The organism is Taibaiella koreensis (assembly GCF_003545715.1).
Taxonomy (GTDB): domain Bacteria; phylum Bacteroidota; class Bacteroidia; order Chitinophagales; family Chitinophagaceae; genus Taibaiella; species Taibaiella koreensis.
Genome location: NZ_QVNU01000001.1, coordinates 1080426 through 1103800, shown reverse-complemented (window position 1 = coordinate 1103800; position 23375 = coordinate 1080426). Strand labels below are relative to the sequence as shown.

The following is a 23375-nucleotide window of genomic DNA, read 5'->3' as shown; positions in this document are numbered from 1 at the left end:
CCGAGGTATATGAGCATCGCAAAAAATAAAGACGCCGGGGCCGGCTGGCATGAGCTATTTTCAGGGAACAATAAATACAAAGCCATCGTGCTGGCGGTAGCGGTGCTGCTGAATGTGTGCAACATTTATATTACAGCCACGATACTGCCCACTATCGTCAAAGAAATCGGCGGGCTTAAATTCTATTCATGGAATACCTCCATTTTTGAGATCGCCTCCATTGTGGGCGCTGTATATTCTGCAAAGCTGTTCGCAGCTGCCGGTCCCGGCAAAGCCTACCGCCTGGCGTTATTGCTGTTCATGGCGGGATCGGCGGTATGCGCTGCTTCACCAGGCATGGCGGTATTGCTTATGGGAAGGCTTATCCAGGGCTTGGGTGGTGGCCTGCTTTTCGCACTGTCTTATGCCATGATCCGCATTATCTTCGAAGAGCGCCTCTGGGCCAGGGTCATGGCGCTTATCTCCGCCATGTGGGGTATCGGTGCTTTTGTAGGGCCTTTCGTTGGCGGGCTTTTTGCGGAATACGGCAGCTGGCGGTTGGCCTTCGTAAGCGTTATTGTGCTTACAGCAGGCTTGCTTTTGCTCACACACTATACCCTGCCCCGAAAGTATGATAACGGAAAGAGCCTGCCGGTTTCCATATCGAAGCTGGTATTGCTGGTGCTGGTGGTGCTGATGGTTTCCATCGGCAGCATTTATGAAGAACCGGCAGCCAACCTCGTATTTACCGGCATAGCGGTATTGTTCCTGACCGCGTTGGTCATTGCCGAAAAACGCAAAGGCATAAGACTATTACCCACCGGAGCTTACAGCCTGCGTACCGCGCTGGGAACGGCATACATCGTAATGGTCTTGTTCTCTCTTATCGCAGCCGTAGAAATATTTATTCCCTATTTCCTGCAGATCATATATGGTTATTCACCGCTGCAATCCGGCTATCTTGCGGTACTGATCGCGATAGGCTGGAGTCTGTCTTCGATGATCTTTGCCGGTATTGCAGCACGGCATCTCGGGAAGCTAACGGTAATCGCTGCGTTCTTCCTGATAGCCGCACTCTATGGACTTACTTTAATCGCGCACGAAAATGCCTCTCATCTGGAAACAGCAATACTCTGCGCCGCACTGCTCCTTATCGGCACAGGCCTCGGACTGGTTTGGCCTCACCTTTCGGTACGTATACTTTCATCGGCGCCCAAAGGCGAAGAAGAGCTTACCTCTGCATCCATTACGATTGTACAATTAATTACCATGACCCTTGGCGCTGCTTTCGGTGGCCTGGTGGTAAACCATGCAGGGATGACGCATCCCGGAGGATTGGAGGGGGCAAAATCGGCGTCTGTAGCTCTATATCATTTCTTCATGAAATTCCCGATGCTGGTGCTCTTACTGCTCGTGATCAGCAAAAGTTTCCGCAGCAACCTGTTCAGGTCTGCAGGAAAGTAACACCAGACAGAGAGCTTCTGAGCGCTGCGTGCAGCCGTGACTACGCTATTTATATTTCGCACGAAAGGACATGCAGCAAAGCTTGCTTTGCAGCATGATCAGGCACCCTTACCGGCGGCAACGATATGATGGCCCTGGCTTTTGCCGGAATTTGCCCCCTAATTTGTCATTTCTACCCCGGGCCGGATACCTGAATGAATGTCATCTTTGCACTATCAATGCCATTCAAAACCAAAATACAAATAGTGCTATGAAAAATCTGCACAGAACAAACAGCCTCCTTCAGGCAACAGTCCTGATCCTGATCACTATGATGACAGTACCCCGGTCGAACGCGCAACAAAGCAAACCTTCCGGCAGCGGTTACGCACCTGTCAACGGAGCCAAAGTTTATTATGAGGTATATGGGGAAGGCAAGCCCATCGTATTGCTGCATGGCGCCTTCATGACCATTGGTACCAACTGGGGTCAATTGATCCCTGAGCTATCCAAAACCAGGAAAGTGATTGCCGTTGAATTGCAGGGGCATGGCCATACACCCTTTTCCGACAGGAAACTATCCTATACTACTTTAGCCAGTGATGTTGAAGGTGTAATGGATTATCTGAAAATAGACAGCGCCGATGTTGCCGGGTATAGCTTTGGCGGCGCCGTGGCCTACCAGTTTGCGATACGAAGTCCCAGGCGCTTAAGAAAATTAGTGATCATTTCTGCTACTTACAAAAGCAGTGGTTGGCTACCTGAAATAAACAAGGCTTTTAAAACAATGAAGCCCGAATTGTTTGCACACACACCCATGAAAGCCGCTTACGATGCCGTGGCGCCGGATAAAACAAAATGGACAAAGTTCCTAGAGCAAATGATCGCTTCGGCAGCAACGCCATTTGACATGGGCGACGCCAATATTTCGAAGATTACAGCGCCTGTGCTCATCATATCCGGTGACAATGACGGACTGGATAAGATCGAGCTGATAAAAACCTACCAATTGCTGGGGGGCGCGGTGAGCGCCGATATGGGCGCAATGCCCCAATCGCAACTGGCCATCGTCCCGGCACAGGGGCATGTAAGCCTGATGATGCAGACGGCAATGATCCTGGGCTATCTCAACAACTTTCTGAAATAACCGTTATATTATCTTACGTACAGCTTTTATCCCGACCACAAAAAGCAAATAAGATGAGAAAAATAATTGTTTTGTCCATGATTACGATGGACGGTGTGATGCAGGCGCCCGGCGGCCCTGGGGAAGATACATCAGGCGGCTTTCAATATGGCGGCTGGACGGCGCCTTACGGCGATGAGGTCTTTGGCAGGATCGTGCAGGAAGAGCTAAAGCCGGCTGCCTATCTCCTGGGTAGAAAAACGTTTGATATCTTTGAATCCTACTGGCCTCACCATGCCGGTTTCTGGCCGGGTATTAATGATGGCGACAAATATGTATTGTCTCAGACCAGGGAACAATCGGATTGGGGCAATACCGTTTTTCTCAAAAGCCTGGCAGATATTGAAAAGCTTAAGCATTCCGATGGCGCCGATATCCAGGTCTGGGGCAGCAGTGCACTGATCCATCTGCTGCTTCAGCATGACCTCGTAGACGAGTTGCGACTCAAAATCTATCCTTTGATCCTTGGCGAAGGAAAAAAGCTGTTTGAAAACGGAATAGTCCCCGCAGCGTTCATTTTAGTAGAGAGCTTAGCCACACCAAGCGGCGTGATCATAGCCCATTACAAACGGGCCGGAGCAGTGACTACGGGCGACGTTACCGTTTAATATACCTGTTGATGGCGCTGACATTCAGATCCTTCCGGGATGGGTGTAGCCACTTATATTTCGCTATTTCCTGACCACGATTATCTTCAGCAGATTGGACTGTGTCGATCCATCGGCAAGCCAAATGGTTTTCCCATTTTTCCAGTAAGTAGCCGAGGGCGATTTGCCCGGCGCAACATTCTCTGTGGAGCCGCCAACATATACGTCGCTGCCGGCTATGGCAATGCTATAGGCATAGGTGCTCTTGGCGCCGGAAGCCACCACAACGGGATCGCCGTTCTTCCAGTATTGGGCCACCAGGCTATTGCTGCCATCGGTGCTTACGCCCAGCCCTGCAACATACACATCGCTCCCGGATACTGCGATGGAAAAAACGCGTTCGGTTCTGGCATTGATCGATACCGGCGTACCAAGGTTTTTGGAATAGTATGTCTTTACATCCCCGCCCGGCACCGATAGCGACCACATAAGATAGAGATCCTGGCCTGATACTGCCAGCGCTGTTTTATCGGTATATCGGGTTGAATCGTTCAACTCGATGAGGGTCCCGTTCTTCCACACAACCGTTGGATTACTGTAAGAATATAACCGGCTGCGGGTTCCTATAACATAAACATCATGACCTATTACGGCTATATTATTGGCAGAAGCGCTTGTGCTTTCATCTGTGAAAGCCACTGCTTTCCCATTTTTCCAATACTTCGCGATATAGGCAATACCTCCCGGTCCTTGTTCCCGTCCGGCCACATAAACATCACCGTCCTTTATAAAAATCCCATTTGCAAAAGCGTTGGCAGTACCATCCGTCAGGTCCACCGGAACGCCGTTCTTCCAGTATTTTGCCACAGCAATACCGTTGGCATTATCTCCGTAGCCCGAAATATAAACGTCATTGCCCGAGATCGTAATATCGCTGGCCACATCGCCGGATTCAAGCGGCGTACTCATTCCGTCTTTCCAGAATCTTGCCCGGAAACCTTCATGCCCCACCGCGTAAACCGTTACATCGGGTTGCGGCTCCGGATCGCTTTCTTTCTTTTTGCTGCAGCTATTGATAAGCAGCAGCAGTGTCAGCAATAAAATACAGGTATTGGCTATTTGGCGCATCTTTATCGGTACTGGGTGAGAATAAACAGGGTTATGCTATGAATCATGTATCCGGCCGGCAGACACAATCGGGTGTAAAGTTATAGAATACCGGCAATAGGCATGGGCTTACTCAAATCCTTAACGTTTCCATCAGGCGCAGAAAGGAGCCACTGCAGAAAAAATGCAGTGCCGTTCCGGAAATTTGGTAAAGAAAATTTCGTTAACCGTTAACCAATAACAATTTCATTCATCTCATGAAAAAGACAAACATTGCTGCCAAGCATCTCGATCTGAAAAAGAAAACGATCGTAGCCTTACAAACGAATATGATCATGGGCGGCGGCCCGATCTCCACATCCTGCATCTGCCCGCCACCCGAGCCCATCTGGACAGAATCATGCCCCAATACGGTCGCCTGTTTTTCTGCCAATGACCGTTCGCTCTGCTGCGTTTAAGGCAAGGGGAGTAAACCTTACGACAAAAATGACGCTTCAAGCCTGTTTACATTTGTGTACGCTGCACAATGTGACAGGCTTGACGCTTTTTGGTGACGGCTCTTCGGGCCGCCATTGCCTGCATAGGTTGATAGGGATTCCAATACCATCCGGCAACTTCCCGGATGCCAAAGCGATGTGCGGCCAAGACCTTTCGCTCCCCGGCTGTATTACACTTTAAGAGATCCTTCATTCGCAAGCTGCACAAGCGATTCAGGATGACAATGACGAGTTTAGGGTTACGTTAGCCCAAACCATAAACATACCATTGTCATGCCGACTTCAGCGGCTAACGACATGCCTTTTTCCTTAAATGCTTAACTAAATGACATTGGATAGTTCATTTACACTTTATCAGCCTATCACCTTATTTTTTATTTCAAAACCCTTACATTCGCAGCGATAAGTTCTTTCTTTATTTCTTTATCAACCGGAATGGGTTACGCTTAGCTGTGTATTAAAAGGGAATCGTGTGCAAATCACGAACTGTCGCGCAACTGTAAGTAACATACAAAGGTTTTTATCAAATATTAGATCCACTGTCCCCCAATGCCGGGATGGGAAGGATGATAAAAAACCGTTACAAGTCAGGAGACCTGCCTTTTCCGAATTGACGATGCTTTCGCGATATGAAGCTTATAGTCAGGTATGATACGTTTGGTATTGGTACAACAGCTCCTCCCCGTTGCCCTATCATTTTAAGGATCCCGCTATCACAGAACTATTCTTCTCCTGCGTTCTGTCGTATCTGCCGGTCCGCGTATGCTTTCCTGTACCCATTTCTTTCCCACCGCAGCATTGTGAAGTTTAGCGAAGCGCTTTTGACAATGATTTTTAACCATTTAAAAAGTTGAAGCACGCATGCGTACACACAACCTCGGCTATCCGCGAATTGGTAGCAACAGAGCGCTGAAAAAGGCCTCGGAAGCCTATTGGGCCGGAAAGGCAACAGCAGAAGAATTACTGCTCACTGGAAAAACAATCCGCTATGACAATTGGAAGATCCAGCAGGACGCCGGCATCGATCTCATTCCCGTAAACGACTTCTCGTTCTACGATCAGGTGCTCGACATGAGCTTTATGCTGGGCGCCATACCGCGCCGCTATCATCCCCTGATGGAAAAAGAAAGGCTACCGGATATCGATTTGCTTTTTGCCATGGCAAGGGGCTACCAAAAAGAGGGATACGATATTACAGCAATGGAAATGACCAAATGGTTCGACACCAATTATCATTACATCGTTCCCGAATTTACGGCCCATCAGCGTTTCAGCCTGCTCTCCCATAAGGCACTCAATGAATTCCTGGAAGCAAAGCATAAAAAGATCAATGCAAAACCGGTGCTTTTGGGCCCCATCTCCTATTTGTTACTGGGAAAAGAAAAAGAAGCGGGCTTTCACCGCCTGGAACTGATCGAAAATCTGCTACCGGTATATCTCGAATTGATACAAACGCTGGATAATGCGGGCGCGCACTATATCCAGCTGGACGAACCCTGCCTGGCTCTGAATCTTGACGAGGCCACACGCAGCATTTACCTGGATACCTATAAGCAGATCAGGGCCAGATTCCCCCACCTGCACATTATACTGGCCAATTACTTCGAATGCTATGGCGAAAACCTGGCAACGGCATTGCAATTACCAGTACAGACATTGCACCTGGACCTCGTACGTTGTCCTGCACAGCTGGGCGATATACTGGAAGCGTATCACAAGGATTCCAAGCTGCATCTTTCACTCGGACTTGTAGACGGCCGCAATATCTGGAAGAATAATTTTGATCAATCCCTGGCGCTGATCGATACGGCGATAGCCAAAGTAGGCGAAGAAAAGCTATGGATAGCGCCATCCTGCTCTTTATTGCACAGCCCCTGCGACCTCGACCTGGAAACAAATGAAGCGGTACTCCAACCGGAAGTGAGGCAATGGATGGCATTCGCCAGGCAAAAGCTGGCCGAAGTAGTTACGCTGAAGAAGCTGGCCTCGGCAGAGACAGACGATGCAACCCGTGCAGCATGGGAAAGCAACCGTGCTGCGGTAGCCGGCAAGCTTAGCTCGGCGCTCATCCACAATCCATTAGTAAAGCAGCGCGTACAGGCCATTACAGACCGTGATGCCCGGAGAGCCAATACGTTTGCGATAAGAAAGGAAAAGCAACAGCAGGCGCTTCATTTGCCTTTGTTCCCCACAACGACCATAGGCTCTTTCCCACAGACCAAAGAAGTACGCGCCTGGAGAGCGCAGTTTAAGAAAGGGGATCTGTCTGCCGCGCAATACGAAGCCTTACTGCAGGAAGAAACAGAAAGATCTATCCGCTGGCAGGAAGAAACCGGCATCGATGTCCTGGTTCATGGGGAGTTTGAACGCAACGACATGGTGGAGTATTTCGGCGAGCAATTATCCGGCTTTGCCTTTACGCAGAATGGCTGGGTACAGAGCTATGGCAGCCGCTGCGTCAAACCGCCCGTTATTTATGGCGATGTATCCAGGACGGTGCCGATGACGGTAAAATGGAGCGCATTTGCACAATCCCTTACCGGTAAGCCGGTCAAAGGGATGCTTACCGGACCGGTAACCATACTCCAATGGTCCTTCGTAAGAAACGACCAGCCCCGTTCTGCAACCTGTAACCAGATAGCCCTGGCGATACGTGATGAGGTCGCCGACCTGGAAGCAGCCGGATTAAAAGTGATACAGATCGACGAGCCCGCCATTCGCGAAGGCTTGCCCTTAAGAAGAGAAAACTGGGACGACTATCTTAAATGGGCGGTCAATGCGTTCCGCATTTCGGCCGGCGGCGTGAAAGACGAAACGCAGATACATACACATATGTGCTATTCGGAGTTTAACGATATTATCGAACATATTGCCGATATGGACGCCGATGTGATCACGATCGAATGCTCCCGTTCCCAAATGGAATTGCTGGACGCTTTCGCAGCCTTCCGGTATCCCAACGACATAGGCCCGGGCGTGTACGATATCCATTCGCCAAGAGTGCCTACCCAAGCGGAAATGGTGGACCTGCTGGAAAAAGCGCAGGCCGTTATTCCTGCCGGTCAATTATGGGTCAATCCCGATTGTGGTTTAAAGACCAGGCACTGGGAGGAAACGAAAATGGCCCTGGTTGAAATGGTAAATGCCGCCAAAGCCATGCGCCTGCTGGTAAACGCGGCACAGCCTTCCTGAAGCTGATCCGTCCGGCTTCTTAATATATCGTAAAGCGCTCCACATAAAGGAGCGCTTTATATATTGGCACAAGGCCGGGATGAATATACCTCCCGGCCTCTTCATAAGATCCGGGTTACGAAATCAAGGACCGGCGCTGGCCGCTAGTTGTACCTCCTATAAACAAACAGCTTGTTCAACGGGTATTGCAGCCTTCCAGCGTCCATTCATACAGCTGCTGCATAATGGGCAATAGCGCCTTACCCCTTTCGGAGAGGCGGTACTCTACCCGGGGCGGCAGCTCTTTATACTCTTCCCGTATAATGATACCGTCTTCTTCCAGCTCTTTAAGAGAGGTCGTCAGCACTTTCCGGGAGATGAGACCAATAACGGCGGCAAGCTGCCCGAAACGGGCGGTCCTGTCCCGCAGCATCCATATGATAATGGGCTTCCATTTGGTTCCCAGCACCGCCATACAGCGGTGCATGGCGCATTCGTTCAACCTGAACTGATCGCTTTTTGTGGTTACCTCCGGGTTACTTGTATTTACCATAATAGTTACAAAAGTAAACTATAATTGGTTACTTTGCGAAACTAAATTTGGAATAATGAATTTCGCACCTCTTTTTGCACCTTTTCAGTACAAAAATCTGAAGCTGAAAAATCGGTTTGTTATGGCGCCCATGACCCGGGCGAAGGCGCCTGACGGCGTACCTGGCGAAGCCAATGCTGCCTACTATGCCCGCAGAGCGGCAGCCGAAGTAGGCCTTATCTTAACAGAAGGCACTGTGATCGACCGGCCGGCTTCGAAAAACCTTAAGGATATCCCCAACTTTTACGGCGACGCGGCCCTGGCCGGATGGCAGCAGGTAGCCGACCGCGTGCATGCCCATGGCGGCCTCATCGCGCCGCAGCTATGGCATGTGGGCAATTCGCCCTCGGGCTGGGAACCGCCTGTTCCTTTCGAAAGTCCGGATAGCATGTCGACGGAAGACATTGAGCGGACCATTGCCGCTTTTGCCAGCGCCGCCGGCTCGGCAAAGGCGCTGGGCTTTGATGCTATTGAGCTGCATGGCGCGCATGGTTATCTTATCGATCAGTTCTTCTGGCAGGTCACCAATGGAAGGCACGACGGCTTTGGTGGCAAAACCATCGGGGAGCGAACAAAGTTTGCGGTGGAAGTATTAAAGGCCGTCCGTGCCGCTGTAGGACCCGACATGGTCGTGATCCTGCGTCTGTCGCAATGGAAAGGCGCCGACTTCAATGCCAAAACCGTTCATACGCCGGCAGAGCTGGAAGAATGGATCTTACCGTTGGTAGATGCAGGCGCCGATATCTTTCATGCCTCTCAACGCCGCTACTGGGAAAATGAATTTGAAGGCTCCGATCTCAACTTTGCCGGCTGGATCAAAAAGATAAGCGGGCAACCTACTATTACCGTAGGTTCCGTTGGCCTGAACACCGATTTCACAGCGCTGTTCAGAGAAGGCGCCGGAGCCGACAAGGCCGATATGGACGAACTGCTGCGCCGTTTTGAGCGGGGCGATTTTGACCTAGTGGCTGTAGGCCGACAGCTGCTGCAGGATCCCGAGTTTGTGCTGAAGATAAAGGACGATCGTCTTAGCGAGATCCGGTCTTTTGAATCGGCCAGCGCAGGGGTGCTTCATTAAGTATAACAACACTGCTGCCGTTACACAAGGCGCCTCCAGATTAAAGGAGGCGCCTTGTCTATTGTTTTAAACTGACCTGTAGCACACCCCAATCCGGAGCTATAAACAGTGATCAAGATGCAGGTAACTACTGCCGGAAATGTGACGCAGGTCACATAATTGAGGCTCCGCTCCGAATGTGACATAGGTCACACAATCACCTCGTGTTCCCGCATCATCTTTGTGTCGCAATAGCAACAAGGGCAAGTGAAAGAACCCCAAGACATTTCATTTTCCCGCTTATTCTTCAACGATAAAATCTAAAAACGATGTCAAAGACAATCTTCATTACCGGCGCTTCAAAAGGATTTGGTAAGATCTGGGCCGAGGCTTTTTTACAACGTGGCGATAACGTGATCGCTACCGCACGCAATCCCGAAAGCCTGAACGATCTGGTCAGTACCTATGGCGCCAATGTGCTCCCGCTTAAGCTTGATGTGACCGATCGCGATGCGGTGTTCGCGGCCGTAAAGGAAGGCAGGGATCATTTCGGAAGGATCGATGTACTGCTCAACAATGCCGGCTTCGGCTTGTTTGGCGCGGTTGAAGAAACGACGGAACAACAGGCCCGCGATCAGTTTGAAACAAACTTCTTTGGTTTGCTATGGGTAACACAGGCGATTATACCCGTTATGCGCGAGCAGCAAAGCGGGCACATCATTCAATTGTCTAGTGTGCTGGGCGTCGTAACTTTTCCCACGCTTGGCATCTATAATGCTTCAAAATTTGCAGTAGAGGGTCTTACCGAATCCCTGGTAGAGGAAGTGGCGCCTTTTGGCATCAAAGTATCCCTGCTGGAACCCAATGCTTTCTCAACCGACTGGGGCGGCGCTTCTGCCGTGCATACAGAACCCAGCCCGCTGTACGAAAAAGTAAAAGCGGATCTGTTCGCCAGCTTCGCACCTGATTTCTTTGGTGATCCAAAAGCGACAACCGATGCCGTGCTGCAGCTGGTCGATAGCGCACAGCCGCCTTTAAGGCTGTTCCTGGGTAAGATGAGCTATCCCTTTGTAAAACAGGTTTATGATTCCAGGTGGACGGAATGGGATGCCTGGAAGCAGGTTTCAGCAGCGGCACACGGTCTTTAATCCCACCCGGACAATGAGGGCGGGCGGCCCAGGTTAATGGACCAGACCGTCCGCCCCTTATTATTGAATTCTAAAAAAAAAGACTACGAGGATATAGGAAACAGGATGCAATTTGCTGCCGGCTAGCGGTTGCTGAGCTCGTCGAAGCACCCTCTTTGTCCTTTCGACAAGCTCAAGGACTGGCCTTATTTCCTATATCCGGATAGTCATAAAAAAATATCATGAACACGGAAGAACAATTCATCAGCCTGCACAAGCAGGCCAAACCCCTGATATTACCCAACGCATGGGATGCCGCAAGCGCAAAAATTATCGAAGACCTGGGCGCGCAGGCTATCGCCACAACAAGCGCAGGTGTGGCCTGGTCCCTGGGCTATCCCGACGGGCACAAGATGACGGCAGCTTTAAACACGCAGGTGGCACTGCATATCCTGCGCGTGATCAAGATCCCGCTCTCTGTTGACTTTGAGCATGGCTACAGTGACGAGCCGGCGGTGGTAGCCGAAAATATCAAGCCGCTGCTCGATGCCGGCATTGCCGGTATTAATATCGAAGATGGTACCGGCAGCCCTGATCTGCTGGCTAAAAAGATAGCGGCGATACGACAGGAAGCGGAGCGGCATGGTTCCAAATTGTTTATCAACGCAAGAACCGATGTGTATTTAGCAGCACTCGTAGCGTCCGCCGACCGTGTGGGAGAAACCATTAAACGTGCCAGACAATATGCCGCAGCCGGGGCCAGTGGTTTATTCGTTCCGGTTATCGTAAATGGTGAGGAGATCGCCCGTATCGCAGAAAATACCATCTTGCCTTTAAACGTGATGGCTATGCCTGGCCTGCCGAAAGCAGACAGGCTGGCGGACCTGGGGGTAAAAAGACTGAGCGCCGGCACCGGCGTATCTCAGATGGTATGGCACACTGCGGCAAGGGTAGCCGGGGCATTTCTGGCAGGAGGCGACTCCGCTGTTTTTGAGAGCGATGCTATGCCTATCGATAAGCTCCAGGGTTTATTTTCGACTAGCGTCTGATTCTTACACCCGAGTCAGGCCATTCTAAAAGGTTTCAAGTCTGTTGCATCGAGCGGTTCAAAATGCAATAGGCTTGAAACATAGTTTTTGTCGTCGCCTCATTCATCACAACTATTTTCAGTACAGTAAGTGTCAGGCATTTTTACGGTAGCTCAGCCGGCTTAGCGTTTCCCGCGACACACCCAGGTAAGCAGCGATCAGCTGTTTGGGTACTATATTATACAGTTCCGGATAAAGCTTCAGCAAGTCCTCATACCTGCCCTTCGCATCATTATTCATCATGGAGAGCAGCCGCTTGTGCGCGGCCACATAGCCTTTATTCGTTCGCAACCGGAAAAAACGTTCGATGGAATGCAGCTCATCGCAAAGTTTTTCCCGGTCGTCGCTGCTCAGGCTGAGCACCTCCGCATCCGTAATACAATCGACAGTAACCGTAGCCTTCACCTGGTAAATTAATGCATGATAATCGGATGCCCACCAGGTGGGCATAGCAAACTGAAGAATAAACATCTTCAGGTCGTCATTTGTATAGAATGACTTTAAGCATCCCTTAATGACAAAATACTCCGCATCAACCTTATCTCCCGGGGAAATGATCGCGTCCCCTTTCTTAAAAGAAAGGGGCTTAAAATGCGAGAAAACATAAGCAAATTGTTCATCGGTAAGCGCTATCGTTTTGCTCAGGTGCTGCTTCAATATTTCTTCCGCTTGCATAATTGGTGTTTTGGGTACAATTGGCTACGCTACAGGTGCTGTTTTCTTTCCCGCACAAGATAGATAATAATGCCAGAGCATCATACAGGCTACCGACCGGTAGGGCTTCCAGGCTTCGCTGATGCCCAGGATCTCCTCCCTGGTTGTGGCAACCGGCAATCCTTTCAACCGCTTTAGCGCATTTACAGCCGCCAGGTCGCCTACCGGGAAAATATCGGCCCGTTGCAGTACAAACATCAAGTATACATCAATAGTCCAGTTACCAATACCCTTCAAACCGATCAGTATTTTACGGATCGCCTCATCGGGCGTTTTTGCAAAAGCCTCAAGATTGATTTCCTCACTTTGTATCGCCTGCGCCAGTCCTCTGATATAGCCCATTTTTTGCCGGCTCACAAAACAATCCCGCATCTCCCCATCGCTGAGGAGCAGCACCGCTTCCGGACTAAGCCGTTTGGTTTTTTCCCTCAGCTTATTCAGGGCAGCCAGGGCCGAAGCCAGTGACACCTGCTGCTCCAGGATGATGTGTACCAGGGTTTCAAAGGTATTTTCCCTGGTCCACATCGGGGGATAACCATAAGTATCCAGGATCACTTTCAGATGATGATCGTATTTGGCCAGGCGATCGCATAGCTCATGATAGCTTTCACGATCAAAGGTTTCCGGTGCTATGACAGCAATTGCAGACACTATTTTCAAGATGGAATGTTTATTAAAAAAGCGTTGGCGCCCGATGTCCCGTCTCCAGCTCAAGCAAAATGGATTTGTTTTCCAGTCCTCCGGCGAAGCCGGTCAGCTTTCCCGAAGCGCCTACTACCCTATGACAGGGAACAATAATAGATATCGGATTTTTGTTGAGTGCTCCCCCAACCGCCCGCACAGCTTTTATGTCGCCGAGCAGACGTGCCAATGCACCATAGGTTTTTGTGGCGCCATAAGGTATACCGAGCAAGGCCTCCCAAACCCTGACCTGGAATGCCGTCCCTTCCCAATCCAGGGGAATATCGAAGACCGTTCTCTGTTTGCCAAAATATTCTTTCAGCTGCTGCTCTGTTTGCAGCAGCACAGGATCCTCGTCATTTCGTTCCGGGGCCGCCAGCTTTGTTCTGCTATAGTCTTCCCCTTCCCATAGCACCGCTACGAGGCCATCGGGAGAAGCGATAAGCCGGATAAGGCCTACCGGTGATGACATATCTTTATATACGAGCGATTGTTGCGCTTTCATTTATCCGCATTTTACTGCATACAGAAATAAAAAAACAAAGATACCTTAGATCAATCGGCAGGCATCAGCTCGTCCGCAGCTTTGACAGCCGGCGCCGGCTGATCGCCAGAAACCTTTGCATCCTGCGCTGGCAATGTATGTTGTGCCTTCCTGCCGGGAAGCAGGTACAACATGATCGCCACCAGCGCGGCACAAACCAGGAGGCCCATCACACCGGCATGATAGGCAGCCTGCCAGCCCTGCGCAGAGCGATAGAAGAATATACCGCCGATGATGCTGATACCTAAAGCGGAGGCCGTTTGCTGAAAAGTTGTATACACCCCGGCAGCTGCACCGGCATATTGAGCCGGTACATTTTTAAGCGCAATATTCAGCAGGGAAGGCAGCACCAGCCCGTTCCCAAGGCCCCATAGGCCCATCAGCCCGATAATTAAGCCTGCACCGACACCGGGTCTCCAAAGTACCACTTGCAGGTAAAATGCTGCCGCCAGGACTACGATACCCACCTGCAGCACCCGCTTCCCAAACCGCACGATCGTTCTGGAAGCCACCAGGGAGGATACCACAAATAAAATACCAGGCACCATGAAATACAAGCCGCAATCCAAAGCGGAAACGCCGAGACCGTTTTGAAGATAAACCGCGCTCAGCAACAGGTAAGCTGTGTGCAGCATGAAATGGAACAATACCGCCACCAGGCCGATATTGAAGTCTTTGATCTTAAATAGCCTTACATCTATTAATGGATTGCCACCGCTCGCAAGCTTCTTTTTCTGATTAAAGATGAAAAGGGAGAAAATACCGAATGACAGCGCGATCAGACCAATACTCCATAAGGGCCAGCCGGCCTCACGGCCTTCGATCAAAGGATAAATAAGGCAGAACAAGCCCAGGGTCAGGATCATTACTCCGGTATAATCAAACTTCGTGTTTTGATGCCTCGGCGTTTCTGTAACATACCTATGTGTCGCCCAAAGCGTGAGGATACCGATAGGCAGGTTGATAAAGAATATCAGCCGCCAGCCCTCGATAGCCCAATGCGTATCGGCCAGGTAACCGCCTAATACCTGACCGATCACCGCGGCCGACCCAAGCGTGATGCCATAAAGGCCAAATGCCTTCGCCCGCTCCTTCGTGTCGGTAAAAAGCACCTGTATAAAGGCTATAGTCTGTGGCATCATAAAGGATGCGCTCAGGCCCTGGAAAAACCGGGTTATGTTTAGCTGGAACGCGGACTGGGACAAGCCACACAGGCATGAAGCGATCGTAAAGGCCAGCATTCCCAGGAAAAATACCTTTTTCCGGCCAAAATGGTCACCGGCCCTGCCACCGGTTATGAGGAAAGCGGCATATCCCAGAAGATAGCCTGCAATCACCAGCTGGATCTCAGCATCGCTTGCCTGCACACCTTTTTTAATAGCCGGTATCGCCACGTTAATAATGAACACATCAATTACGGAAAGTAACGGTGCGGATAGCACGATCACCAGCTCCAGCCATTTGTTCCTGACTTCTTTCATTTTATATCAGCTTTTGAATGATTTTTTTTGCGGTTTGTATTTCAGCCGGACCTTTAAATACGGAAGCGGCAGCTATCGCACCTTCCAATGCGATGAATATCATTTCCGCCAATTCCCGGTCCGTTAATATCCTTTTATGGCCCGATGCAGCCACCAGTTTCTTTATAAGATCTTTGCTATGCCGCTTAGCCTGCTGTATCGCTGCCAGTACGCGGGAATCGCTCATACCCGCTTCATCGTTTGCCTTAATAAAGGGACAGCCGCCATATTGCCGGATCTCCTGGCGCTCAATATGATGGTCGAAAAGCGCCAATAATTTATCCTTCGGATCAGCTACCTTGTTCAAGGTAGCTTCCAGCCTGCTGAACCAGCGCTCATGGGTACGTTGCACATAGGCGACCAGTAGGTCAGCCTTGGTCTCAAAATGTTTGTAGAGAGACGCCTTCGCTATATCTGCTTCCTCTATTACCTGGTTAATGCCCGTATTACTATAACCCTGCAGGTAAAAAAGCCGTTCTGCCGTATCGAGTATTTTATCGACAACCACCTGCCCTCTTTGTTTCATCATGCAAAGATAGACAATAAATAGACAGATTTGTCTATTTATTGTCTATCTTTTTTTTGCAGCCCGCGCTTTCCCTATTCATGAAATCCTGTTAAGAACATTTTCAGACAGCATGCCAGTATTGTATCATTTTTAACCTATACATTTGTCAGCGTGAAACTCCTCTGTTCCATACTCGCGATATTGCTATTGGCATCTGGCTGCATTCCCTGCAGCGATGCCCGAAGGAGCTCGTTTCCTACCAGCGAGACTACTATTCTGACCACTGTTGAAAATACACGACCGGCTTCACGGGAACAGGGGCATGAAGATATGTGCGCCCCTTTTTGCCAGTGCTCCTGCTGCGCTACAGCCTGTGCACTACCCGGCCTTGCCTTGCCGCAGATGGTCACCGTTACAGAAATAGCCGATAGATTATTTGCTCCTTATTTGCAGCAAAAACCTGTAGGTATCGCCCTACCCATTTGGCAACCGCCACAGCTGGCATAATTATTTTTCTTCCTGGACCCATTACGTAGCGGCAAAGACGGGCTGGCGATATAAGAACAAACCTGTTACCGGGGCTTTACAATTTTGCTGAATACCCAATTTCTCGACGCGTTGCCAGCTTACCCGGTAAGCCAGGGTCGTAATTATACATTTTCTCCTGTATGTAAGATACAGGAGCACATGACAATCATTTAATCATGCTTAAGAAAGATCAGATGCAAAAACTAAAAATCAATCTCAACATATTGTTGCCGGAGATACCGGATGAGCGGGACGCCTGCGTTGCCCGGATCATCGCTACACTGAAAGGATACAAAGGCATCGACGAAGTACACCTGTCCCCCGCAACAGACAAGCAGGAAGCACAATTGTGCTTCCACTTCGACCCAGACGTCATTTCTCTGAAGCAGGTTGGAGAGATCGCAGTTAAAGAAGGAGCTGTTATCACCCACCGTTATAGCCACCTGCTGATGGAAGTAAACGGGATCAGGGAGATGAACCAGGCAGCTGTGCTGGAAAACGAGCTACGGGCGCTAAAGGGTGTCATGGATGTATCCGTATCCGCAGCGGGCAATATAAGAGTAGAGTTGAACACGGAGCAAACCAGCCAAACGGCAATCGAAAAGATTATTTCCGGATATGGATTAAAGACTCTTAGCTCCGGAGATAAAAACATCGCGGCACCCAAAAGCGATGGACATAACCATAAGCATGACGAAGCAGAAACGGACGCTGAACATGAGGGCCATACCCACGGAGCCGACGGAGCACGCGGGTTCCGGAAGTACGCACCGGTCGCCATCAGCCTGGTGATGCTGTTGGCAGGAATTGCCACAGACAATCTTCTCAAACCCGCATTTTTCACCGGCTGGGTAAGGCTGCTTTGGTATGCTGTCGCTTATCTGCCGGTGGGCCTTCCCGTTGCCTTGCAAGGTATAAAGCTATTTGTCAGGGGCGATGTATTCACCGAATTTGTGCTCATGACTATTGCGACCCTGGGTGCATTTTTTATCGGCGAGTATCCCGAAGGTGTAGCGGTAATGGTATTTTATACCGTAGGAGAGCTCTTCCAGGACGCTGCGGTCAACAAAGCGAAACGCAGCATTAAGGCGCTGCTTGATATCCGGCCGGCTATAGCCTTTGTCCGGAAAGGCGACCGGTTTGCAGAAGCGGATCCGAAAGAAGTAGCGATCGGCGATGTTATCCGGATAAAAGCAGGGGAAAAGGTACCCCTGGATGGCGAGATGCTCAGCGAAGGAAGCGCGTTCAATACGGCGGCCCTTACCGGCGAAAGCAGGCCATCGGAGATAAAGAAAGGCGAAGTAGTGCTTGCCGGCATGATCAACCAGGATAAGGCTGTGGAATTGAAAGTTACCAAATTGTATAACGACAGCTCCCTTGCCCGTATCCTCACGATGGTACAGGAAGCCACAACACGTAAGGCGACAACAGAACAGTTTATCCGCAAGTTCTCGCGTGTTTACACCCCGATCGTCGTGGTGTTGGCCGTCTGCATAGCACTACTGCCCTATTTCTTCGTCGATGACTATATTTTTAAGCAGTGGCTTTATCGTGCCCTGATATTCCTCGTCATATCCTGCCCCTGTGCTCTGGTTATTTCTATCCCGCTTGGTTATTTCGGTGGTATCGGAGCAGCCTCCAGGAACGGCATTCTATTTAAAGGATCAAATTTCCTCGACCTGATGACCAAAGTAAACACCGTGATCATGGATAAGACCGGTACGTTGACCGAGGGCGTATTTAAAGTCCGGGAAGTAAAAAGCTATACGCTGGGCGAAGCAGTGTGGCTGCCAATGGCTGCGGCGCTGGAAGCGGCATCCACCCATCCGGTAGCCCGGGCGGTGGTAAGCTATGCCGGAGAGACAGCAGGAGGCATCAAAGTAGCGGACCTGGAGGAGATCAGCGGTCACGGGATCAGGGGAACGATCGACGGCAAAACGGTCCTGGCCGGCAACCTGAAGCTGATGGATAAAATGAAGATCCCTGTTGATGATTCGATCCGCTCTATCGGGGATACCATTGTAGTTGTTGCCGTAGACCATAAGCTGGCCGGCTATGTAACGATCGCCGACCAGATAAAAGAGGACAGCAAAGAGGCCATCGATGCACTGCATGGCCGTAATATAAAAACAGTGATGCTATCCGGCGACAAACAAGCAGTCGTCGACAAGGTAGCCAGTGCGCTGGGTATCGACAATGCCTTTGGGGACCTGCTTCCGGAGGGAAAGGTAAAAAAGGTCGAAGAGATAAAAGCGGATACATCAAGGGTTATTGCCTTCGTGGGAGACGGCGTCAATGATGCGCCGGTGCTTGCATTGAGTGATGTGGGCATGGCAATGGGCGGTTTGGGTAGTGATGCTGCTATAGAAACAGCCGACGTTATTATTCAAACTGACCAGCCTTCCAAAATTACCAAGGCTATTCTGATTGGGGTAGCTACCAACCGGGTTGTGTGGCAGAATATCGTTTTTGCCTTTGTGGTAAAAGGCATAGTCCTGGTACTTGGGGCCGGTGGTCTGGCCACCATGTGGGAGGCGGTTTTTGCCGATGTCGGTGTGGCCTTGTTAGCTATTTTTAATGCCATGCGGATCCAGAAAATGAAATTCTGATGTGCGCCAGGCCTTACTTACTGTAGGAATGAAGCACCCTCTGATTCGCGCTACCGGTTTATCCGCTATAGATGAGCCGGTAGTATCATTTCAGACAAAGCCAGTTGCGGGGAGATCTTCCGGAGACAGTCATCTTTGATTTATTAAGTGATCCGGAATACAACAAAATGATGGTTCAAACGGGTTACCCTTTTTCGGATAGATGACGAGGTATGAAGCTTCATGCCTCATCATCTGTCATGTGCACGCCATTAGCTCCTTATAGATAGCATCGAAGTCCTGTCCTTTGTGTCGTTGCCATTGTTCCGACAGCTTTATTTCCACACCCTTTAGCAGCTGGATACAAAGCGCTTTATCTTCATCTGCGAGTGAATTCATCAGCATGGCAGCATTTTTTTCAATGCGCTCCTTGCTTTGTTTGGCAACCTTTTCGCCTTTGGCGGTGAGTTCGATCCTTTTGGAGCGTTTGTCTTCGCTATCGGCGTATTCCCTTATCAGTCCCCGCTTTTGCATGCGATTCAGCATGTCTGTCCCGCTGGACAATTCAAACAGGTTAGCATAGATCACTTCTGTTTTCCGGGGCGCCTTTTCCTGTTTAATCGTTTGCAGCATACCGAACTCTTCGATCTGGTTCAGGCCTGTCCCCTTCAGCGCAATATTTGCATACAGCATATTCAGCTTGCTTATTCTGCCTATGATCTTTAGCAAAAGTCCTTCTTTGATAAAAGGAACCACACCCCCGACTAATGTTCCTTCATGATGCTGCTCCTTATCCTGGTGCGCTAAAAAATACCGGCAGAAATCGGCCACGTTTCCCTTTGGGTATTTCTTCTCGAAATCGGCCCAATGATTCACCAGCAAGACAGTTTTATTCATACATTAAAATACTTCGGTTTCGTAGCAAATCTAGAAAATAAATTCCGGAAATATTGTTTTATTACCAAAACGTAGTACATTTGATAAATAAATTACGCTTTCGAAATAAATTTAACCACAATGGAACAAGCAATAAAGAAAAGGCCCGCCTACCTGGTCGCGAAGGGCTTCATCATCTTCTTCATGTTATTCAGCGCCTGGTTTTCCTACACGCATGCCGCTGACCTGAGAAAGCTCGGGTTTCCTGATTATTTCAGGATAGAGCTCGTCATTGCCAAAGTCATAGGCGCCATAGCCTTACTCCTCCCCATGACCCCGCTACGGGTAAAAGAATGGATATATGCCGGCTTTCTGATTGCTATGATCTCCGCATTAACCGCACATATCTGCAGCGGTGATCCCCTGTCCAAAATCCTCTTCGTTTCGGTTGACCTCGCATTAATACTACTATCCATGTGGTATGTTTCCAAAACAGATCTTTCCCAAAATAAATTATCAAACCAGAAGTTATGAGCACAGCATTTTATCATGCGGCATTGGTACTGCATATTATCGGAATTACCTTAATGGCCGGCGCATCATTTGTCGACTATATTACGTTCAACATGTTTTACAAAGCATATGCCACCGACAAGAATAAAGGCCTTGTACTGGGCGACTATCTTTATAAGCTTCAGCGGTTCCTGGGGATCGGAATGTTGCTGATCCTTGTGTCCGGCATTCTCATGATGATAAAGCTTCACGAAGTATGGGGAGCACAACTATGGTTTCGTATCAAAATGGGGCTGCTGCTGATTATTATTCTCAATGGCCTGGGCTTACGGCGCATGCTGGGAACAAGGCTGAGAAAAATGCTGGGAGATAATGCTACGGTAAATATACCTGCTACCAAATGGCAGGACATCAGGAAACGCTTCACAATAGTCCAGCTCATTCAGCTCTTACTATTTATACTCATTTTTACACTGAGTGTTTTTAAATTCAATTAATTTACCGGTATGAAAACGAATATCCTTATTTATGCCCTGTCAGCTATCGTGCTTTCCTCCTCATGCGGCAATAACGATCCTGATGCGGACAAGGAGGCTTCCGCTTCCTATCCGGCGCAGACCAATACAACAGGAAACAAAGGGAAAACTGGATTTAAACATAATTGTGCCACCTGCCACGGCAGTGATGGCACTGCCGGGATCGGCAATGCAGCCAACCTGAAAGTAAGCAGGATCGATAGCGTAAGCATCGTGTCGATCATCAGCAAGGGAAAAAATGCCATGCCGGCGTTCGGTTCCCAATTGACACAAGAGGAGGTTGCTGCCATTACAAGCTACATTATAACGCTACGGGAGTAAGCCGGACCAGTAGCTGCACCGGGAAGCAATAGCCTGTTTACAATCAGCAAGTTCCCCAAAAAAGCTCATGATGTGCCATCCCGGCTGATGCGGCGAACAGTCGCGCAGGCCCTCTCTACCACATCATCTTGTTGACACAAACACTCAGCTTATGCCTACTATTCGATAGCTTTACACTTTAACCAGTTTCATGCTTTCGGATCAGACCCTCTTACACATACTTACCCTGTCGCAGGATGCCACAGCCGTCTACGATAGTCCTGATCTGCATATCTGTTTTGTGAATCAGGCGATGCAGGCATTCTGGGGTAAGACGGGTGATATTACCGGCAAACCCCTGGTGATAGCCGTACCGGAGTTGGACGGCCAGCCGTTTATAGGCTTATTGGAGCGTGTTTGGACAACCGGCGAAACATACCGGGCTACAGACACACCGGCAATGTTGGTAATAGATGGTTTTCCGAAGGTATCGTATTTTGATTTTGAATACCGGGCAATACAAGATGATAGCGGACAAGTGATCGCTATCCTCCATACAGCAACTGACGTTAGCACCCGGTTAGCAGCATTGCAGCAGGTTGCTGAAAAGAAGCGACGCGAAGAGGGGCTCATAAGCGAATTGAAAAGGAGCAGTGAAGATATCCGGGAGACCAACGACTACCTGTCTGCAGTCAACCGGGAGCTCATTGCCTCCAATGCCCGTATTTCGCTATTGAATGAGCGATTGCAGGAATCCGACACGAATTTTAAGCGGCTCATCGCGCAGGCGCCTGTAGCTGCTATGGTGCTCCTGGGCGAAGACCTGGCAATCGAGCTGGCCAACCAACCGATGCTGGATATTTTAAACCGGGATGAAACAGCCATTGGCCGGCCTATCCTGGAAAGTATGCCGGAACTAAAAGGGGAACCGGCAGTAGAACTTATTTTTGAAACATTCCGGACCGGGAAAGCTTTCGATGGCAACGAAGTGCCTGTCCGTATGAAGCGCAACGGTCTCCTTGAGACACGCTACTTCAATTTCAGCTACCGGCCATTGCGCGATAGCGGCCGTATTATCGGCGTTATGGATCTGGCTATAGAAGTAACCGGCCAGGTACGCGCACGCAAACACCTGGAGGCGATCATTTCCGAAAAAACCACGCTAGAGCAGAACTTACGCGCCAATGAGCAGCGCTTGCAGCGAATACTGGATACCATGGCAGAGGGCGTCATTATTACCGATGCACAGGGCGGGCTCACCTACGTCAACCCCATGGCCCAAAAGATCATGGGCGTCGACGAAACAGAGCTGCTACAGCGGAAGTACGATGATAACAGGTGGCAAAATGAACGTACAGACGGCACGCCACTAGCCATGGAGGACCACCCGGTATACATCGCACTCCGTACACGACTGTCATTATACGACCAGGAGATCGCCATTGTCCGGCAAGGGTGGGAGAAGCTGTATATCTCGGTCAATGCAGCGCCACTCGAAGACAACCACCAACAGGTAACCGGCTGCATCGTTACCTTTACAGATGTCACCAACCGGATCAAGTTGCTACAGCAGAAAGACGACTTTATCAGCATAGCAAGCCATGAGCTCAAAACCCCGGTGACGACCCTGAAAGTGTCGCTACAGTTGCTGGCCCGTATGACGTCGGGAGACCCTGATAACGCTACGACGAAACTGATTGGCCAGGCCAATCGCAGTGCGGAAAAATTAAGCGCCCTGGTAAGCGGGCTGCTGAACAGCAACCGCCTCAGCCAGGGCCGGTTCCCGCTAAACAAGACGCATTTCAACATTACAGACCTGATCAACGAATGTTGCCAGCACGTACGCATAACGACAGGTCGCGTGATTGACCTAAAGGAGACAGCTCCGGCCGAAGTGTATGCCGATGAGCAATTGATCGAGCAGGTAATTGTAAACCTCATCAACAATGCTGTTAAATATGCGCCCGAGGCCGGGCAGATATCCGTCAGCGTTTGCCCGGAAAATGATAGTGTCCGCGTTTCGGTAACCGATTTTGGCCCCGGCATCCCCGCTGAAAAGTTGCCGTATATTTTCGAACGCTATTACCGCGCCGGCCAAAACAATGGTCTCATCCCAGGGTTGGGGCTGGGATTGTATATCTGCGAAGAGATCATTCATAAGCACGGCGGCCACATTGGTGTCGAGAGCGAATGGGGCAAAGGCGCAACTTTTTGGTTCAGCCTACCCTCTTAA

Annotated in this window: 22 protein-coding genes and 1 riboswitch; of the genes, 14 read left to right on the top strand and 8 right to left on the bottom strand. The window is 49.9% G+C overall.

Annotated features, from left to right (window positions below; translation table 11 throughout):
- Nucleotides 1–9: 9 nt before the first annotated feature.
- The 3 genes from DZK30_RS04890 to DZK30_RS04880 all read left to right on the top strand — a co-directional run bounded on the left by DZK30_RS04890 (nt 10) and on the right by DZK30_RS04880 (nt 3216).
- Nucleotides 10–1443: an MFS transporter gene (locus tag DZK30_RS04890; protein ID WP_118972945.1), complete on the top strand. Its 1434-nt coding sequence runs from the start codon at nt 10–12 to the stop codon at nt 1441–1443.
- A gap of 250 nt (nt 1444–1693) precedes the next feature.
- Nucleotides 1694–2569, top strand: coding sequence for an alpha/beta fold hydrolase (locus DZK30_RS04885; RefSeq protein WP_118973401.1), 876 nt, complete (start codon nt 1694–1696; stop codon nt 2567–2569).
- Nucleotides 2570–2622: 53 nt separating this feature from the next.
- Nucleotides 2623–3216, top strand: coding sequence for a dihydrofolate reductase family protein (locus DZK30_RS04880; RefSeq protein WP_118972944.1), 594 nt, complete (start codon nt 2623–2625; stop codon nt 3214–3216).
- A gap of 63 nt (nt 3217–3279) precedes the next feature.
- Here the strand turns inward: DZK30_RS04880 and DZK30_RS04875 are convergent, their stop codons facing one another.
- On the bottom strand, nt 3280–4323 hold the full coding sequence (locus tag DZK30_RS04875) for a hypothetical protein (protein ID WP_118972943.1): 1044 nt from the start codon (nt 4321–4323) through the stop codon (nt 3280–3282).
- A gap of 236 nt (nt 4324–4559) precedes the next feature.
- Between DZK30_RS04875 and DZK30_RS25655 the strand changes: the two genes are divergently transcribed.
- Both DZK30_RS25655 and metE read left to right on the top strand, forming a co-directional pair.
- Nucleotides 4560–4760 carry a hypothetical protein gene (locus DZK30_RS25655; protein WP_162902840.1) on the top strand — a complete coding sequence of 67 codons (201 nt, stop codon included), beginning with the start codon at nt 4560–4562 and terminating at the stop codon, nt 4758–4760.
- Between the two features lie 459 nt (nt 4761–5219).
- A riboswitch (cobalamin riboswitch) is annotated at nt 5220–5417 on the top strand.
- A 243-nt stretch (nt 5418–5660) separates the two neighbouring features.
- Nucleotides 5661–7991, top strand: coding sequence for a 5-methyltetrahydropteroyltriglutamate--homocysteine S-methyltransferase (gene metE / locus DZK30_RS04860; protein WP_118972940.1), 2331 nt, complete (start codon nt 5661–5663; stop codon nt 7989–7991).
- 175 nt (nt 7992–8166) lie between these two features.
- Here the strand turns inward: metE and DZK30_RS04855 are convergent, their stop codons facing one another.
- The gene (locus DZK30_RS04855) at nt 8167–8523 is read right to left on the bottom strand and encodes a winged helix-turn-helix transcriptional regulator (protein WP_118972939.1); all 357 of its coding nucleotides are present in this window, start codon (nt 8521–8523) and stop codon (nt 8167–8169) included.
- A gap of 55 nt (nt 8524–8578) precedes the next feature.
- Between DZK30_RS04855 and DZK30_RS04850 the strand changes: the two genes are divergently transcribed.
- From DZK30_RS04850 to DZK30_RS04840, 3 genes are all read left to right on the top strand, one after another.
- Complete coding sequence (locus DZK30_RS04850; RefSeq protein WP_118972938.1) at nt 8579–9640, top strand: oxidoreductase; 1062 nt, start codon at nt 8579–8581, stop codon at nt 9638–9640.
- Between the two features lie 308 nt (nt 9641–9948).
- Complete coding sequence (locus DZK30_RS04845; RefSeq protein WP_118972937.1) at nt 9949–10767, top strand: SDR family NAD(P)-dependent oxidoreductase; 819 nt, start codon at nt 9949–9951, stop codon at nt 10765–10767.
- A 221-nt stretch (nt 10768–10988) separates the two neighbouring features.
- Complete coding sequence (locus DZK30_RS04840) at nt 10989–11795, top strand: isocitrate lyase/PEP mutase family protein (RefSeq protein WP_118972936.1); 807 nt, start codon at nt 10989–10991, stop codon at nt 11793–11795.
- A 132-nt stretch (nt 11796–11927) separates the two neighbouring features.
- Here the strand turns inward: DZK30_RS04840 and DZK30_RS04835 are convergent, their stop codons facing one another.
- From DZK30_RS04835 to DZK30_RS04815, 5 genes are read right to left on the bottom strand one after another with little or no spacing between them, the layout of a single operon-like run.
- Entirely contained in the window at nt 11928–12509 is a 582-nt protein-coding gene (locus DZK30_RS04835) for a Crp/Fnr family transcriptional regulator (protein ID WP_118972935.1), read from the bottom strand.
- A gap of 24 nt (nt 12510–12533) precedes the next feature.
- Entirely contained in the window at nt 12534–13199 is a 666-nt protein-coding gene (locus DZK30_RS04830; RefSeq protein ID WP_240432876.1) for a DNA-3-methyladenine glycosylase family protein, read from the bottom strand.
- A gap of 22 nt (nt 13200–13221) precedes the next feature.
- Nucleotides 13222–13734, bottom strand: a complete 513-nt coding sequence (locus DZK30_RS04825; RefSeq protein ID WP_118972934.1) for a methylated-DNA--[protein]-cysteine S-methyltransferase — start codon at nt 13732–13734, stop codon at nt 13222–13224.
- A 50-nt stretch (nt 13735–13784) separates the two neighbouring features.
- Nucleotides 13785–15254, bottom strand: coding sequence for an MFS transporter (locus DZK30_RS04820; RefSeq protein WP_118972933.1), 1470 nt, complete (start codon nt 15252–15254; stop codon nt 13785–13787).
- A 1-nt stretch (nt 15255) separates the two neighbouring features.
- Nucleotides 15256–15822: a TetR/AcrR family transcriptional regulator gene (locus DZK30_RS04815; RefSeq protein WP_118972932.1), complete on the bottom strand. Its 567-nt coding sequence runs from the start codon at nt 15820–15822 to the stop codon at nt 15256–15258.
- A gap of 150 nt (nt 15823–15972) precedes the next feature.
- On the opposite strand from DZK30_RS04815, the gene DZK30_RS25650 reads away from it, so the two are divergent.
- Together DZK30_RS25650 and DZK30_RS04810 are read left to right on the top strand one after the other, a co-directional pair.
- Entirely contained in the window at nt 15973–16308 is a 336-nt protein-coding gene (locus tag DZK30_RS25650; protein ID WP_162902839.1) for a DUF6660 family protein, read from the top strand.
- Between the two features lie 215 nt (nt 16309–16523).
- Nucleotides 16524–18938 carry a heavy metal translocating P-type ATPase gene (locus DZK30_RS04810; protein WP_240432857.1) on the top strand — a complete coding sequence of 805 codons (2415 nt, stop codon included), beginning with the start codon at nt 16524–16526 and terminating at the stop codon, nt 18936–18938.
- A 237-nt stretch (nt 18939–19175) separates the two neighbouring features.
- Here the strand turns inward: DZK30_RS04810 and DZK30_RS04805 are convergent, their stop codons facing one another.
- Entirely contained in the window at nt 19176–19814 is a 639-nt protein-coding gene (locus DZK30_RS04805; protein WP_118972931.1) for a MarR family winged helix-turn-helix transcriptional regulator, read from the bottom strand.
- 120 nt (nt 19815–19934) lie between these two features.
- Here DZK30_RS04805 and DZK30_RS04800 point away from each other — a divergent pair, with 120 nt between their 5' ends.
- The 4 genes from DZK30_RS04800 (at nt 19935) to DZK30_RS04785 (ending at nt 23375) form a co-directional block, all read left to right on the top strand.
- The gene (locus tag DZK30_RS04800) at nt 19935–20327 is read left to right on the top strand and encodes a DoxX family protein (RefSeq protein WP_118972930.1); all 393 of its coding nucleotides are present in this window, start codon (nt 19935–19937) and stop codon (nt 20325–20327) included.
- Nucleotides 20324–20803 carry a DUF2214 family protein gene (locus DZK30_RS04795; RefSeq protein WP_118972929.1) on the top strand — a complete coding sequence of 160 codons (480 nt, stop codon included), beginning with the start codon at nt 20324–20326 and terminating at the stop codon, nt 20801–20803. Before DZK30_RS04800 ends, DZK30_RS04795 begins: the two co-directional genes overlap by 4 nt.
- Before the next feature lie 9 nt (nt 20804–20812).
- Nucleotides 20813–21163: a c-type cytochrome gene (locus DZK30_RS04790; RefSeq protein ID WP_118972928.1), complete on the top strand. Its 351-nt coding sequence runs from the start codon at nt 20813–20815 to the stop codon at nt 21161–21163.
- Between the two features lie 190 nt (nt 21164–21353).
- Nucleotides 21354–23375 carry a PAS domain-containing sensor histidine kinase gene (locus DZK30_RS04785; protein ID WP_118972927.1) on the top strand — a complete coding sequence of 674 codons (2022 nt, stop codon included), beginning with the start codon at nt 21354–21356 and terminating at the stop codon, nt 23373–23375.

Bases quoted from the DNA above. Each gene is read 5' to 3' on its own strand.
- DZK30_RS04825 (WP_118972934.1), bottom strand. From the start codon at position 13,734: ATGAAAGCGCAACAATCGCTCGTATATAAAGATATGTCATCACCGGTA.
- DZK30_RS04840 (WP_118972936.1), top strand. From the start codon at position 10,989: ATGAACACGGAAGAACAATTCATCAGCCTGCACAAGCAGGCCAAACCC.
- DZK30_RS04855 (WP_118972939.1), bottom strand. From the start codon at position 8,523: ATGGTAAATACAAGTAACCCGGAGGTAACCACAAAAAGCGATCAGTTC.
- DZK30_RS04805 (WP_118972931.1), bottom strand. From the start codon at position 19,814: ATGAATAAAACTGTCTTGCTGGTGAATCATTGGGCCGATTTCGAGAAG.
- DZK30_RS04785 (WP_118972927.1), top strand. From the start codon at position 21,354: ATGCTTTCGGATCAGACCCTCTTACACATACTTACCCTGTCGCAGGAT.
- DZK30_RS04890 (WP_118972945.1), top strand. From the start codon at position 10: ATGAGCATCGCAAAAAATAAAGACGCCGGGGCCGGCTGGCATGAGCTA.
- DZK30_RS04815 (WP_118972932.1), bottom strand. From the start codon at position 15,822: ATGATGAAACAAAGAGGGCAGGTGGTTGTCGATAAAATACTCGATACG.
- DZK30_RS04875 (WP_118972943.1), bottom strand. From the start codon at position 4,323: ATGCGCCAAATAGCCAATACCTGTATTTTATTGCTGACACTGCTGCTG.
- DZK30_RS04845 (WP_118972937.1), top strand. From the start codon at position 9,949: ATGTCAAAGACAATCTTCATTACCGGCGCTTCAAAAGGATTTGGTAAG.
- DZK30_RS04810 (WP_240432857.1), top strand. From the start codon at position 16,524: ATGCAAAAACTAAAAATCAATCTCAACATATTGTTGCCGGAGATACCG.
- DZK30_RS04790 (WP_118972928.1), top strand. From the start codon at position 20,813: ATGAAAACGAATATCCTTATTTATGCCCTGTCAGCTATCGTGCTTTCC.
- metE (WP_118972940.1), top strand. From the start codon at position 5,661: ATGCGTACACACAACCTCGGCTATCCGCGAATTGGTAGCAACAGAGCG.
- DZK30_RS04820 (WP_118972933.1), bottom strand. From the start codon at position 15,254: ATGAAAGAAGTCAGGAACAAATGGCTGGAGCTGGTGATCGTGCTATCC.
- DZK30_RS25655 (WP_162902840.1), top strand. From the start codon at position 4,560: ATGAAAAAGACAAACATTGCTGCCAAGCATCTCGATCTGAAAAAGAAA.
- DZK30_RS04880 (WP_118972944.1), top strand. From the start codon at position 2,623: ATGAGAAAAATAATTGTTTTGTCCATGATTACGATGGACGGTGTGATG.
- DZK30_RS04885 (WP_118973401.1), top strand. From the start codon at position 1,694: ATGAAAAATCTGCACAGAACAAACAGCCTCCTTCAGGCAACAGTCCTG.
- DZK30_RS04835 (WP_118972935.1), bottom strand. From the start codon at position 12,509: ATGCAAGCGGAAGAAATATTGAAGCAGCACCTGAGCAAAACGATAGCG.
- DZK30_RS04850 (WP_118972938.1), top strand. From the start codon at position 8,579: ATGAATTTCGCACCTCTTTTTGCACCTTTTCAGTACAAAAATCTGAAG.
- DZK30_RS04800 (WP_118972930.1), top strand. From the start codon at position 19,935: ATGGAACAAGCAATAAAGAAAAGGCCCGCCTACCTGGTCGCGAAGGGC.
- DZK30_RS04795 (WP_118972929.1), top strand. From the start codon at position 20,324: ATGAGCACAGCATTTTATCATGCGGCATTGGTACTGCATATTATCGGA.